At 61.5% G+C, this 13,633-nt stretch carries 15 protein-coding genes; 9 read left to right on the top strand and 6 right to left on the bottom strand.

Features of this window, described 5'->3' with window-relative positions; translation table 11 throughout:
• Window positions 1–9 precede the first annotated feature (9 nt).
• The 5 genes from BSG20_RS17235 to BSG20_RS17215 all read left to right on the top strand — a co-directional run bounded on the left by BSG20_RS17235 (window position 10) and on the right by BSG20_RS17215 (window position 5,193).
• Entirely contained in the window at window positions 10–771 is a 762-nt protein-coding gene (locus BSG20_RS17235; RefSeq protein ID WP_072376981.1) for a sugar phosphate isomerase/epimerase family protein, read from the top strand.
• A gap of 8 nt (window positions 772–779) precedes the next feature.
• On the top strand, window positions 780–1,913 hold the full coding sequence (locus BSG20_RS17230) for a Gfo/Idh/MocA family protein (protein ID WP_072376775.1): 1,134 nt from the start codon (window positions 780–782) through the stop codon (window positions 1,911–1,913).
• A gap of 67 nt (window positions 1,914–1,980) precedes the next feature.
• Complete coding sequence (gene mgrA, locus BSG20_RS17225; protein WP_072376777.1) at window positions 1,981–3,012, top strand: L-glyceraldehyde 3-phosphate reductase; 1,032 nt, start codon at window positions 1,981–1,983, stop codon at window positions 3,010–3,012.
• A 92-nt stretch (window positions 3,013–3,104) separates the two neighbouring features.
• Window positions 3,105–4,718 (top strand): glycoside hydrolase family 43 protein, encoded by a 1,614-nt coding sequence (locus tag BSG20_RS17220; protein ID WP_072376779.1) that lies wholly within the window; start codon window positions 3,105–3,107, stop codon window positions 4,716–4,718.
• Window positions 4,719–4,881: 163 nt separating this feature from the next.
• Window positions 4,882–5,193 carry an RcnB family protein gene (locus BSG20_RS17215; RefSeq protein ID WP_072376780.1) on the top strand — a complete coding sequence of 104 codons (312 nt, stop codon included), beginning with the start codon at window positions 4,882–4,884 and terminating at the stop codon, window positions 5,191–5,193.
• A gap of 214 nt (window positions 5,194–5,407) precedes the next feature.
• Here BSG20_RS17215 and zigA read toward each other — a convergent pair whose 3' ends face one another.
• Window positions 5,408–6,613 carry a zinc metallochaperone GTPase ZigA gene (zigA, locus tag BSG20_RS17210; RefSeq protein WP_072376782.1) on the bottom strand — a complete coding sequence of 402 codons (1,206 nt, stop codon included), beginning with the start codon at window positions 6,611–6,613 and terminating at the stop codon, window positions 5,408–5,410.
• A 76-nt stretch (window positions 6,614–6,689) separates the two neighbouring features.
• Window positions 6,690–7,670 carry a zinc ABC transporter substrate-binding protein ZnuA gene (gene znuA / locus BSG20_RS17205; RefSeq protein WP_072376784.1) on the bottom strand — a complete coding sequence of 327 codons (981 nt, stop codon included), beginning with the start codon at window positions 7,668–7,670 and terminating at the stop codon, window positions 6,690–6,692.
• 101 nt (window positions 7,671–7,771) lie between these two features.
• On the opposite strand from znuA, the gene BSG20_RS17200 reads away from it, so the two are divergent.
• Genes BSG20_RS17200 through BSG20_RS17190 form a run of 3 tightly spaced genes read left to right on the top strand, consistent with a single transcriptional unit; the run spans window position 7,772 to window position 9,892 of the window.
• On the top strand, window positions 7,772–8,689 hold the full coding sequence (locus BSG20_RS17200) for an ATP-binding cassette domain-containing protein (RefSeq protein ID WP_072376786.1): 918 nt from the start codon (window positions 7,772–7,774) through the stop codon (window positions 8,687–8,689).
• Window positions 8,682–9,497 (top strand): zinc ABC transporter permease subunit ZnuB, encoded by an 816-nt coding sequence (znuB, locus tag BSG20_RS17195; protein ID WP_072376788.1) that lies wholly within the window; start codon window positions 8,682–8,684, stop codon window positions 9,495–9,497. Before BSG20_RS17200 ends, znuB begins: the two co-directional genes overlap by 8 nt.
• A complete protein-coding gene (locus BSG20_RS17190; RefSeq protein WP_024312884.1) occupies window positions 9,494–9,892 on the top strand; it encodes a Fur family transcriptional regulator in 399 nt (132 codons plus the stop codon). Before znuB ends, BSG20_RS17190 begins: the two co-directional genes overlap by 4 nt.
• Before the next feature lie 127 nt (window positions 9,893–10,019).
• Here BSG20_RS17190 and BSG20_RS17185 read toward each other — a convergent pair whose 3' ends face one another.
• Both BSG20_RS17185 and BSG20_RS17180 read right to left on the bottom strand, forming a co-directional pair.
• A complete protein-coding gene (locus BSG20_RS17185) occupies window positions 10,020–10,547 on the bottom strand; it encodes a gamma carbonic anhydrase family protein (protein WP_072376790.1) in 528 nt (175 codons plus the stop codon).
• Between the two features lie 11 nt (window positions 10,548–10,558).
• The gene (locus BSG20_RS17180) at window positions 10,559–11,254 is read right to left on the bottom strand and encodes a fumarylacetoacetate hydrolase family protein (protein ID WP_072376792.1); all 696 of its coding nucleotides are present in this window, start codon (window positions 11,252–11,254) and stop codon (window positions 10,559–10,561) included.
• Window positions 11,255–11,447: 193 nt separating this feature from the next.
• On the opposite strand from BSG20_RS17180, the gene dusA reads away from it, so the two are divergent.
• The gene (gene dusA, locus BSG20_RS17175; RefSeq protein WP_177309851.1) at window positions 11,448–12,446 is read left to right on the top strand and encodes a tRNA dihydrouridine(20/20a) synthase DusA; all 999 of its coding nucleotides are present in this window, start codon (window positions 11,448–11,450) and stop codon (window positions 12,444–12,446) included.
• A 145-nt stretch (window positions 12,447–12,591) separates the two neighbouring features.
• Here the strand turns inward: dusA and BSG20_RS17170 are convergent, their stop codons facing one another.
• Complete coding sequence (locus BSG20_RS17170; RefSeq protein WP_018900054.1) at window positions 12,592–12,804, bottom strand: cold-shock protein; 213 nt, start codon at window positions 12,802–12,804, stop codon at window positions 12,592–12,594.
• A 482-nt stretch (window positions 12,805–13,286) separates the two neighbouring features.
• The gene (locus BSG20_RS38410) at window positions 13,287–13,412 is read right to left on the bottom strand and encodes a hypothetical protein (protein ID WP_280142194.1); all 126 of its coding nucleotides are present in this window, start codon (window positions 13,410–13,412) and stop codon (window positions 13,287–13,289) included.
• Window positions 13,413–13,633 lie beyond the last annotated feature (221 nt).

Genomic DNA, 13,633 nt, shown 5'->3' with positions numbered 1-13,633 from the left:
GGAGGAATGATGACGAAACTGAGTTTCCAGCTTTACAGCGCCCGTAACTTCCAGCCCTATTCTGCGATCTTCGAAAAGCTCGGCAAGGCCGGCTATCAGGAAGTCGAAGGCTTTGGCGGCATCTACGCGGATCTCGACAATGCCGGCTTGAAGAGCCTGCGCGCGGAACTCGACAAGAACGGCCTGACGATGGCAAGCGGCCATTTCAGCCCGGATTTCCTGGATGGCGAAGTTCAGACGTCGCTGAACATTGCAAAGATACTCGGCATGGACTCGATCTATGCCCCGCATCTGGCGGCCGATCAACGACCGACCGACGGTGCCGGCTGGCTCGCATTCGGCAAGCGACTGCATGAGATGAGCAAGCCCTACAAGGACGCCGGTTATGAATTCGGCTGGCACAACCACGACTTCGAGTTTGTGAAGCTCGCCGACGGCTCGCTGCCAATCGAGCGCATCTTCGAAGGCGCCCCTGACATTTCCTGGGAAGCCGATATCGCCTGGGTCGTCCGCGGCGGTGCCGATCCCTTCGCATGGATCGAAAAGCTCGGCTCGCGCATCACCTCGGCCCACGTCAAGGACATCGCTCCATCAGGTGAAAACAAGAACGAGGATGGCTGGGCCGATGTCGGCTACGGCACACTGCCTTGGGCAAAGCTCATTGCAGCACTCAAGGATACCGCGACCAAGCACTACGTCGTCGAGCATGACAATCCGGCCGATGTCGATCGCCTGATCACCCGCTCGATTGCATCCTTCAAGACCTACTGAGGCACACCATGACCAAGGAACTTGGCGTCGGCATCATCGGATGCGGCAACATCTCCACCACCTACTTCTCGCTTTCGCCCCTGTTCAAGGGGCTGAAGGTTCTGGCTTGCGCCGATATCAACGTGCAGGCTGCCCAGGCCCGCGCCGAGGAATACGGCGTCCAGGCGCAGACGATCGACGAGCTTCTGGCCAATGACGAGATCGACGTCATCGTCAACCTGACCATCCCCGACGCGCATTTTCCGGTTTCGAAAGCGATCCTCGAAGCCGGCAAGCACGTCTATTCGGAAAAGCCGCTTGTCCTCACCCTCGAACAGGGTGAGGAGCTGCGACGCATTGCCAAGGGGAAGAACCTTTCCGTCGGTTGCGCGCCGGATACCTTCCTCGGCGGCGCGCATCAGCTTGCCCGCAAGTACATCGACGAAGGCGGCATCGGTCGCGTCACCTCGGGTGCCTGCTACGTCATGAGCCCGGGCATGGAGATGTGGCATCCGAACCCGGACTTCTTCTTCCTGCCCGGCGGTGGCCCGATCCTCGATCTCGGCCCGTACTACATCGCCAACCTGATCAACCTGATCGGTCCGGTGAAGCGTGTCGGCGCCATGACCTCCATGGCATCGGAAACCCGCACGATCACCAGTGCGCCGCGCAGCGGCGAAATCATTCCGGTCAAGACGCCGACGACGATCCAGGCGATCCTCGAATTCGTCGGCGGCGCGACCGTCACGCTGACGGCGAGCTGGGATGTGTGGTCTCACCGCCATGCGAACATGGAGCTCTACGGCACGGACGGTTCGCTCTACGTGCCGGATCCGAACTTCTTCGGCGGCGTCGTCGAGGCCAGCGGCCGCGACAAGGAGATCAAGGCGCTCGACGGCTGGGAGCATCCGTTCGGCATCTTCAACCAGGAGAGCCCGCAGGGACCGCGCGCAAACTACCGCACCGCAGGTCTCGCCGACATGGCCATGGCGATCATCGAGGGCCGCGATGCGCGTTGCTCGCTCGATCGCACGCTGCACGGCGTCGACGTCATGACTTCGATCCTGAAGTCGGGCGAGGAAGGCCGTTTCATAGAGCTGACGACGACCTGCACGCAGCCGGCCGCACTCGGCATCGAAGAGGCGCAGGCGCTCTTGAAGTAAGCGACCAAAGGACTATGGTCCGGCGCGGGCGACAAGCCCGCGCCTTTTTGCTTGAAGGATCAGAATTATGAGCTGGCAACCGGCTTCCGACCGCTATGCAAAGATGAAATATAACCGCACAGGCCGTTCCGGCCTGAAGCTGCCGGCGGTCTCCCTCGGCCTCTGGCACAATTTCGGCGGCGACACGCCGCATGACCGCAAGATCGACATGTGCCGCACGGCCTTCGACCTCGGCATCACCCATTTCGACCTCGCCAACAACTACGGCCCGCCTCCGGGCAGCGCCGAGACCGCCTTCGGCGAGATCCTGCGCACCGAGTTTGCCGGCCTGCGCGACGAGCTGATCATCTCGTCCAAGGCCGGTTACGACATGTGGCCGGGCCCTTACGGCGAGTGGGGCAGCCGCAAGTATCTGATCGCTTCCTGCGATCAGAGCCTGAAGCGCATGGGCCTCGACTATGTCGATATCTTCTATTCGCACCGCTTCGACCCGGATACGCCTCTCGAAGAGACCTGCGGCGCGCTCGATCATATCGTGCGTTCCGGCCGTGCGCTCTATGTCGGCATCTCCTCCTACAATTCGCAGCGTACGCGTGAAGCGGCGGCGATCCTCAAGGATCTCGGCACGCCATGCGTGATTCACCAGCCGAGCTATTCCATGCTCAACCGCTGGGTCGAGGACGACAAGCTGCTGGATACGCTGGATGACGTGGGCATGGGCTCGATCGTGTTCTCGCCGCTGGCGCAGGGCATGCTGACAACCAAGTATCTCGGCGGTATTCCGCAGGATAGCCGCGCGGCGCAGAACCACTTCCTCAAGAAGGACTTCATCCGTCCCGCGATCATCGACAATATCCGCAAGCTCAATGAGATCGCCGAACGCCGTGGTCAGACGCTGGCGCAGATGGCGATTGCCTGGGTGCTGCGCGGCGACCGCGTGACGTCGGCGCTGATCGGCGCCAGCCGCTCGTCGCAAATCGTCGATTGCGTCAAAGCGCTCGACAATCTCGAATTCACGGCAGACGAACTCAAGGAGATCGATGGCTACGCCCGCGAGGCTGACATCAATCTCTGGGCAAAGTCTGCGGAACGGGAATAAATCCAAGCGCCCGGAACGATCTTCCGGGCGTTTTTTATATGCATTTTGATGTACGTGCTGCAAATCCAGCGTGTGTGGGAGGAGATGTCACCATGATCCGCAATCCTATCTTGCCGGGCTTCAACCCCGATCCGTCGATCTGCCGCGTCGGCGACGATTATTACATCGCGACCTCGACCTTCGAGTGGTATCCCGGTGTGCAGATTCACCACTCGCGCGATCTGGTCAATTGGACGATGGTGCGGCGTCCGCTCGAGCGCCAGTCGCAACTCGACATGCGCGGCAATCCCGACAGCTGCGGCGTCTGGGCGCCTTGTCTTTCTTATGCCGACGGGTTGTTCTGGCTTGTTTACACCGACGTCAAACGCTTCGACGGCAATTTCAAGGACGCGCACAACTACATCGTCACCTCGCCTGATATCGAGGGCAAGTGGTCCGAACCGGTCTACGTCAACTCCTCCGGCTTCGACCCCTCGCTGTTCCACGACGAGGACGGCCGCAAGTGGTTCCTCAACATGCAGTGGAACCATCGCACCGAGAGCTTCGGCGGTGCGCCGAAGTCGCCGGCCTTCGACGGCATCCTGCTGCAGGAGTGGGACGCGGCGACAAATTCGCTGAAGGGGCCGACCAAGAACATCTTCGCCGGCAGCCCGCTGGGCTTGGTCGAGGGGCCGCATCTCTTCAAGCGCAACGGCTATTACTACCTGACGACCGCCGAGGGCGGCACCGGCTATGATCATGCCGTCACGATGGCTCGTTCGCGGACGATTGACGGCCCCTACGAGCTGCACCCGAACAGGCACCTGATCACGTCAAAGGATCATCCCGAAGCCATCCTGCAAAGGGCAGGGCACGGCCAGTATGTCGAGACGCCGGACGGTCAGGTCTACCACACCCATCTCTGCGGCCGCCCGCTGCCGCCCAAGCGTCGCTGCACGCTCGGCCGCGAAACGAGCCTGCAGAAGTGCGTGTGGAAGGAGGATGGCTGGCTTTATCTCGAAAACGGCACGACCGTTCCGGATGTCACCGTGCCGGCACTGGCCGGTGCAGTGCCTGTCGAGAAGCCAATGCGCAGCGAATACTCCTTCGATGGCGTCACTCTGCCTGATGATTTCCAGTGGCTTCGAACGCCAAAGCCCGAGCGCATCTTAAACCTCACCGATCGCGCAGGTCATCTGCGACTGATCGCGCGCGAAAGCATCGGCTCGTGGTTCGAACAGTCTCTTGTCGCCCGTCGCCAGGAGAACCACAGCTTCCGGGCGGAGACTGTCGTGGAGTTCGATCCCGACACCTACCAGCAGGTTGCCGGCCTGACCCACTATTACAACAGGCACAAGTTCCATGCGATCGGCGTCACCCTGCACGAGAAGCTTGGACGGTGTGTCACGGTCTTTTCGTGTGATGGCGATTATCCAAACAGCCGCCTCAGCTTCCCGGCCGGCAGCGGCGTTGCCATTCCGGCCGAGGGACGAGTGCAGCTTTCCATGGAGATCCGAGACAACGACCTGCAGTTCTTCTGGCAGACGGAAGGGAAGGGCGCGTGGCAGCCGATCGGTCCGGTGCTCGATGCGGGCATCGTTTCCGATGAGGGCGGGCGAGGCGAGCATGGCTCCTTTACCGGCGCATTCGCCGGGGTCTTTGCCTTCGATACCTCAGGCCGCGCGAAGACAGCGGATTTCGACTGGTTCAACTACGAAGAGCTTTGATAGATATGCGACATCGCCCGGAAATGCTGGTCGATGTCGCAATCCTTAATTTAGAACATGCTTCTAAATATATGTTATCATTACAGAAGTTTAATCTAAACTTCAGTTTCAGTTCATCGTTTGGGGCCTAGGTTCGGGCCGTGTTCAACACCAGGAACCTCCCATGAAAAAGCTTACCACCGTCTTTCTCGCGGCTGCCGTGCTTGCTGCTCCGCTGCTGGCAACCACCGACGCGAGCGCTCAGGATCATCGTCGGCCGGTTGTCGTGGAGCGCGACGTTCACGTTACGAAGTATCGCTGGACGCGCGGTCACCGCATGACACCCGTCGAACGCCGCCATATGCGCGAGGTGCGCGACTATCACCGCTATCGTCTATCGGCTCCGCCACGCGGGTATCGCTGGGTGCAGGTCGATCACAACTTCCTGCTCATCGGTGCCGTAAACGGTGTGATCGCGAACGTCGTCATTCGCTAAACGGCCACGTCAGGAAAGGGCGGCTTTCGTGCCGCCCTTCTCATTCAATCGGACGCTTGTTTACGGGCCTCCAGCAGACGCTGTACGAAAGCGGCCAGCAGGCTTGCAGCGCCAGACTGTGTTTCGACCGGCTGCGGCGCCGTGAGCCCGTCTATCGGGGGAAGATGCGCACACTCCTCACAACGGCAGCGATAGGCTTTTGCGGCTTGTTTCGTCACGCAGCATGTTCTCCCCAGCTTGCGAACGGATCCGGCAGTGCGCGCCACTTTTCCGGTGTAAAGGTCTCTTCCGGCACAAGGCAGCCGTCAAGCTTTTGCCGTATCCAATCTTCGTCCATCGGATCACTGCCGATGAAGACGATCTCCTGTCGGCGGTCGCCCCAGACCGCGTCAAGATAGGGAGTTATGGTGGCCAGGAAGCGCTCATCCTCCGGCCATCGTTCACGCGGTACCGACGCCCACCACAGCCCCATCCTCGCTGTGCGCAGGAGCGCTCCGGCCTGGCTGACTTCGCCGACATGACGAGGGCGCGTTGCAAGCCAGAAAAACCCTTTCGCTCGGACAACGCCCGGCCAAGCAGAGTCGAAGAAGCGCTGCAGCTTGGCGGGGTCGAAGGGCCGTCTTTCCCGATAGACGAAGGAGCGGATGCCGTACTCCTCCGTCTCAGGCACGTGCTCGGAAAAGCCGTGCAGTTCCTTGTACCAGCGCGGATGCGTCTCGGCGCGATCGATGTCGAAACGTCCCGTCCCGAGGATCTCGTGAAGGTCCACTTGGCCGAAGTCGGTTTCGATCAGCCTGGCGTCGGGATTAAGTCCGACGATGATCTGACGCACTGCCTGGCGTTGTGCCGGCGTCGCGGTGCCGATCTTGTTGAGGATGATCACATCGGTGAATTCGATCTGCTCGACCAGCAGATCGATGATGGTGCGATTGTCGCCGTCGCCCGCGGTTTCGCCGCGATCAGCCAGAAAGTCTGCGGATGCATAGTCCGAGAGCAGGTTGGTGGCATCCACAACCGTCACCATCGTGTCAAGCCTCGCGACATCGGAGAGGCTGGCGCCGTTCTCATCGCGGAATTCGAACGTTGTCGCCACCGGCAGAGGTTCGGCAATGCCAGTCGATTCGATCAGGAGGTAGTCGAAGCGCCCCTGTTCCGCCAAGTTGCGGACTTCCTTCAGGAGATCATCTCTCAGCGTGCAGCAGATGCAGCCGTTCGTCATTTCCACGAGCTGTTCGTCGGTCCGTGACAGTTTGGCACCGCCGTCGCGCACGAGGGCTGCGTCGATGTTGACCTCGCTCATGTCGTTGACGATGACGGCGACGCGCAGGCCTTGCCGGTTTCCGAGGATGTGGTTCAGCAGCGTTGTCTTGCCGGCTCCGAGGAAACCAGACAAGACCGTTACGGGAAGTCTCCTATCCATCTTATTCTCTCTGATATGTTATAATATTACATTTGACGAGCTAGAAAAGGCGGGCTCCGGACCCGCCTTTCCTGTGTCAGCTTTCTCGCGCGAGGCAGTCCTTCATGCTGTTGGCAATGCCGTGCATGAGGTCGAAATAGAGGTCCGGCCCGGCATCGAGCGTTGCCGCTTCGGGATCGAGCACACCGGCCTTCGCCTTGGTGCCCTCTATGACCACGTCGACCAATCGCGGCTGGAATTGCGGCTCGGCGAAAACGCAGGTGGCACCCAACTCGCCGACCTTCTTGTGAATTTCCGCGATGCGTTCGGCGCCTGGGATTGTTTCGGGACTGACGGTGATCGAGCCGGCAACCTGCACATTGTAGCGGTGTTCGAAATATTGATAGGCATCGTGGAAGACGATGAACGGCTTGTCCTTTACCGCTGACACGATGCCGGCGATCTCCTTGTCGAGTGCGTCGAGCCGGTCGTCCAACGTCTTCGCGTTCGCCTGATAGGTGAGGGCATTGGCGGGATCGGCCGCGACCAGAGTAGTCGTGATCTCGGCTGCCATCGCTTTTGCATTTTTCGGATCGAGCCAGAGATGGGTATCGAAGGCGCCGTGATCGTGATCCTCATCCGTATGGGCCTGGTCGTGCCCATTGCCGTCGTGGTGGTCTCCATCATTGTGGTCGCCGTCATCATGCGGCTCGAACGCACCGCCTTCGCGGAATTTGAGCTTCGTTAGACCGGGAGCCTTGTCGAGTTCGGCGACGACCGCATCGGACCCGATCGCCTCGAGAGGCTTCTCCAGAAACGCTTCGAGCCCAGGGCCGACCCAGAAGACGACCTTGGCATTCTGAAGCGCACGCGCGTTGGAGGGCTTCATGTTGTAGGTATGCGGCGAGGCGGCACCGTCGACGATCAGTTCGGGTGTGCCGACGCCCTGCATGATAGCCGATACGAGGGAATGCACCGGCTTGATCGAGGTCACGACGACAGGCGCATCGGCCGCTCTGCCCGCCTCGGCAAACAGGATGGTGGGGACTGCGAGGATAAGGGCCGTCGCGAGTTTCATCTGTGTGCTCCGCTTGAATTGCAATTGTAATGTTATTACATCAATTGCGTTATGCTATAACGTGTGCGATAGCAAGTCGCAACAGCACATTCGGAAAAATGATGTCCTTTCCCGCAAATTCCGAAGCGAAGCCGCTGGTGTCGCTTTCCAATGTCGGCGTCCGACGGGACGGCCGTTGGCTCGTCCGCGGCGTTGATTTCTCCGTCTCTCGCGGCGAGATCGTCACGCTGATCGGCCCCAACGGATCGGGCAAGTCTACGACAGTCAAGACGGCGATCGGCGTGCTGAAGCCGGACGAGGGCAGGGTGGACCGTGCCTCTGGTCTCAAGGTTGGCTACGTGCCACAGAAGCTGGCGATCGATTGGACTTTGCCGCTCACCATTCGCCGGCTGATGACGCTGACTGGGCCGCTCTCCGAAGGCGACATGGCCGCTGCGCTCGATGCTGTCGGACTGTCGCATATGCTAGGCGCGGAAGTGCAGCATTTGTCCGGCGGCGAGTTTCAGCGGGCTTTGATGGCGCGGGCGATCGCCCGCAAGCCCGATCTCCTCGTCCTCGATGAACCCGTTCAGGGTGTCGATTTCTCCGGCGAGATTGCGATCTACGATCTGATCCGGTCGATCCGCAACACGACCGGCTGCGGTATCCTGCTGATTTCGCACGACCTGCATGTCGTCATGGCGGCGACGGACACCGTTATCTGCCTCAACGGCCACGTCTGCTGCCGCGGCACGCCACAGGCGGTGAGCCAGAGTGCGGAATATGTCCGCCTGTTCGGCAGCCGCGCAGCGCAGGCGCTCGCGGTCTACAGCCATCACCACGATCACACGCATCTGCCGGATGGCCGAGTGCTGCATTCGGACGGCGCGGTGACCGATCACTGCCATCCCGATGACGGGCACCATCACGGCCACGAGGGCCACGATCACGATCATACCCATGCCGCCGGTGATCATCATACTGATGATCACAAACACGACCACGATCACAGGCAGCCTGCAGGAGAACGCCATGTTTGACGATTTCTTCGTCCGCGCGATCCTTGCCGGCGTCGGGCTGGCGCTGACGACCGGCCCGCTCGGCTGCTTCATCATCTGGCGGCGCATGGCCTATTTCGGCGATACGATTGCCCATTCGGCCTTGCTCGGCGTAGCGCTCTCGCTGCTCCTTCAGTTCAATCTGACGCTTGCCGTGTTCCTTGTTGCGGCGACCGTGTCGATCCTTCTGCTGTTCCTGCAGAAGCGGCAGGCGCTATCTGCGGACGCGTTGCTAGGGATTCTCTCGCATGCGACGCTGGCGATCGGCCTCGTCATGGTCGCCTTCATGAGCTGGGTGCGTATCGACCTCATCGCTTTCCTGTTCGGCGATATCCTTGCGGTCTCGAAGACAGACATTGTCATGATTTGGGGCGGCGGCATTCTCGTGCTGGCGGCGATTGCCTGGCTCTGGCGTCCGCTACTGGCCTCTACGGTCAATCCCGAGCTTGCCGAGGCCGAGGGACTGCGGCCCGAGCGGGCGCGGCTCTTCTTCATGCTGCTGATGGCTGTCGTCATCGCCATCGCGATGAAGATCGTCGGCATCATGCTGATCACTTCGCTGCTGATCATCCCGGCGGCGGCCGCGCGCCGTTTCGCCTCGACGCCTGAGGTCATGGCCGTCTTCGCCTCGCTGATCGGCGCCGTCGCCGTCGTCGGCGGGCTGTTCGGCTCGCTGACCTATGATACGCCCTCCGGCCCGTCGATCGTCGTGGCTGCCCTGATCCTTTTCATCCTGAGCCTGCTGCCGAAGCGCGGGCGCGGGCAGGCCCTGGAAGGACAACGTTCATGAACGCACCTGCTTTGACCAAAAACCAGGCCCTCGTCTTCGAGGTACTCGAGAAGGCAGACGGACCGCTCAGCGCGTACACGATCCTCGACAAGCTGCGCGACCATGGCTTTCGCGCACCGCTGCAAGTCTACCGCGCGCTGGAGAAGCTGCTTGAGTATGGTGTCGTCCACCGGTTGGAGAGCATCAACGCCTTCGTTGCCTGCGCCCATCCGGATCAGAACTGCCACAGTCATGGCATCGTCGCCTTCGCGATCTGCGAAAGCTGCGGGCATGTCATGGAATTCCATGACCACGAGGTCGATCACCGCCTGATGAACTGGACCCGCGGCAAGAAGTTCAAGGCGGAGAAGACCACGATCGAGATCCGCGGTCTGTGCGAGACATGTGCGGCTTAGGGTGCAACGGTGCGCTGCGAATTCCTCATCTACGGGGCCGCGCAGAAGTAACTGACGGCGGTTTTCGGTCTTGTGAAGATCCCCGTCCAAACGTCACCGGCGTTGGCCCCCTGTTCTGACGGCGGTGTCAGAGCGGATGCAGGTCGCGCGCGAAACGCTGCCAGTTGCCGACATACTTCTCGGCAGAGCGGCGCATCCCTGCTATGGCTGCATCGTCGAGCGTGCGGACAACCCGCGCCGGTGAGCCGACGATGAGCGAATTGTCGGGAAACTGCTTACCCTCAGTGATCAACGCATTGGCGCCGACAAGGCAGTTGCGACCGATCTTGGCGCCATTGAGCAGAGTGGCTCCCATGCCCACCAGGGAATTGTCGCCGATCACGCAGCCATGGACGATCGCATGATGACCGATGGTGCAGCCTTCGCCGATCGTCACCGGATAGCCCGGATCGGTGTGCAGCATGGCGCCTTCCTGAATGTTCGTCGACCTGCCGACGGTGATCGGTTCGTTGTCGCCGCGCAATACCGCGCCGAACCAGACGCCCACATCCTCGCCAAGCGTAACTTGACCGATTACATGCGCGTCGGGGGCGATCCAATAGGTGCCGGCGGGCGGCAGGTCCGGCGTCAGTCCGGCGAGTGCGTAGACAGGCATGGCGTCTCCTCTCAGGCCACCTTGACCGACAGCGTGGCGATGCCGTCGATGCCGCAATCGACGGCATCGCCCTTCTTCACGGCGCCGACGCCGGCTGGCGTGCCGGTCATGATGACATCGCCCGGGGCAAGGATGAAAAGCTTCGACAGTTCAGCGATGATCTCCGGCACCTTCCAGATCATCTGGTTGAGGTCGCCATCCTGCGCGCGTTTGCCGTTCAGCTCCAGCCAAATGCGTCCGCCCAAGGGGTGGCCGAGTTTGCTTGCCGGGACGATCGGCGACACCGGCGCCGAATATTCGAACGCCTTTGCGACCTCCCAGGGACGGCCGAGCTTCTTCGCCTCGGCCTGCAGGTCGCGGCGAGTGAAATCGATGCCGACGGCGTAGCCGTAGATGCAGTCGAGCGCCCTTTCGACAGGGAGATCCTGGCCACCGGCCTTCATCGCCAACACGCACTCGACCTCGAAATGCACGTCGCTGGAAAGCGGCGGGTAGGGAAAATCCCTGCCTGCGGGCAGCAAATTGTCGGCGTTCTTCTGGAAAAAAAAGGGCGGCTCGCGGCTTGGGTCATGCCCCATCTCGATCGCATGCTCGGCATAGTTACGCCCGACGCAGTAGACCCGGCGCACCGGGAAGAGTTCGGCGGTGCCTTCTACGGGAAGCAGAACGGGTTGCGGCAGGGGGATGACGGTGGCGGGGAGGGACATCGCGAGCTCTTGCTGTTCATGAGTCCCCGCATCTTAGACGGAAAGCGACCGCGGGGGGAAGCGTGGTTCAACACGTGACCGTCGCCGTCGTCCTGCATCCTGACATTGCTGCCCTGCGCGGGGAAAACTGGCGTTTCGCCCGCCTTTGCGCTATGAGCGCGGCATGACGACATCCAATTTCTACACCGACGCCCTGAAAACCGGCCGGCCGATCTTCGCCGTTGCGCCGATGATCGACTGGACCGATCGACATTGTCGCTATTTCCACCGGCAGATCAGCCGCAATGCGCTGCTCTACACGGAAATGGTCGTGGCCGATGCGATCATCCATGGGCCGCGCGAACGTCTCCTGTCCTTCGACGCGGTGGAGCATCCGGTGGCGCTGCAGCTCGGCGGGTCGGATCCGGCAAAGCTCGCGGAAGCGGTCCGGATCGCCGCGCCCTATGGCTACGACGAGATCAACCTGAATGTCGGCTGCCCCTCGGACCGGGTGCAGTCGGGCACCTTCGGTGCCTGCCTGATGCTGACGCCGGAGACGGTGGCGGCCTGCGTCAAGGCGATGAAGGCGGTTGCCGACCGGCCCGTGACGGTGAAGTGCCGGATCGGCGTCGACGAGCAGGATCCGGAAGCGGCTCTGCCCGATCTACTTGACCGGGTGCTCGATGCCGGCGCCGACGCCGTCTGGATCCACGCGCGCAAGGCCTGGCTCAAGGGCCTGTCGCCAAAGGAGAACCGCGAAATCCCGCCGCTCGACTACGAGATCGTCTACCGCATGAAACAGGCGCGGCCGAATGTCTTCATCGGCATCAACGGCGGCATCCAGACGCTGGACGAGGCGGCGGCTCACTTGAATCATATCGACGGCATCATGCTCGGACGCGCGGCTTACCAGAACGCCGCTGTTCTCGCCGACGTCGATCGGCGATTCTACGGTGCAGCGGCCCAGGAGGTTGATTGGGGCGCGATCCGCGACCGGATGATGGCCTATGCCGAGCGCCATATCGAAAGCGGCGGGCGGATGCAGCAGGTGGCGCGCCACATGGTCGGGCTGTTTACCGGGCTGCCCGGCGCGCGGCGCTATCGGCAGATCCTTTCGACCGATGCGGTGAAGATAGGGGCGGGGCCCGAGGTGATCGCGGCTGCCTTCGCGGCGGTGGATTTCGAAGGCGCGCGGGAAGCGGTCGGCGCCTAGAGAGCGGTCAGGCAAGGCGGCCCCTCTTCGAGCCGGCGCCCGCTGCGACGATCGCTGTCCTCAGCGGCCCTCCTGCCCATCCCCCAAACGAAAACGGCGCCCCTTGCGGAGCGCCGTTCCATCCTGCCGAAACAGGAAACTTAGATTAGTTGGCCGAGATGTTGACGGCCTTCGGGCCCTTGCCCATGCGATCCGGCTCGGTGTCGAAGGTTACCTGCTGGCCTTCGCGGAGCGACTGGATGCCGGAAGCCTGGAGCGCGGAGATGTGAACGAAAACGTCCTTCGCGCCGCCATCCGGAGTGATGAAACCAAAACCCTTGTCCTGGTTGAAGAATTTTACGACGCCTTTGGTGGCCATTGGGATAGTCCTTTTCCCTTAGTCTGTCTGGTATCCATCCCCCCGAGAGGAAATGGACGGCTTTAGCTTTCGCGCTCCCTCATCGAGATTCAGTGCGCGAAGGGTCAGTCGAGTAGTTCACGAACGGGGAAAGAACGTCTACGCACGCGGGTGTCCCCCACGCTGCCTTCCTGCCGGAAGGCGTTACCACATCAGTCCAGTCACCGGCATGCAAATGCCCGAGAGCTGCATTTGGTGACAGCATTCGAAGCAAAAGGCAAGCGGCAATATTGTGGCACGCGATTCCGCGCGCCGGGAATGGCCAAAGATTCAGACACTTGACGAAAGGTAAGGATGCACAGCCGGCACTGTATCTTTTCCGGATTCTGTGCCGGAACGGCGCTGTTTCGGCGTTTTCGCACCCTCCGCCTCGATCCGGAGGACGGCGTCGATGTTGCGATGGCTGCGATCGCGCGAGGGCAGGGCATGGCGGACGAGCTCCATCACCGAGTGGTGATAGTCCGGTCCTCGACCAGCAGGCGGGAGAGGATGCCGACCCGGCCGAAATGCGCGGCCTCGTAGACGTCGATGGTATAGGCACAGCTCGTCATGCGACTTGCGCTCGTCATCGCTCAGCATGGTGTAGAAAGCGGCGTCCTGTTGTGCGTGAAGACCAGCAGGCAGGACTGCAGTTGCCACCCCGCAGACGATTTCAGGCATGCCGAGCATCTCCGGTGCGCGGGTGCAGGGCCAGCGTGGTGTAGTCTCGCCGATCCGGCATTCCTATTCGCTCCTGGTTGCTTCGCCCGTGGTCGCTGCGCTTCCGGCGTCTGCCATGTCGGTCCCCCTC

Origin of the sequence: Rhizobium tibeticum, from assembly GCF_900110205.1 — a bacterium.
In the GTDB taxonomy this organism is placed as follows: Bacteria; Pseudomonadota; Alphaproteobacteria; order Rhizobiales; family Rhizobiaceae; genus Rhizobium; species Rhizobium tibeticum.
The sequence above is the reverse complement of the archived record's forward strand: the minus strand, read 5'-3'. Positions and strand labels throughout refer to the sequence as shown.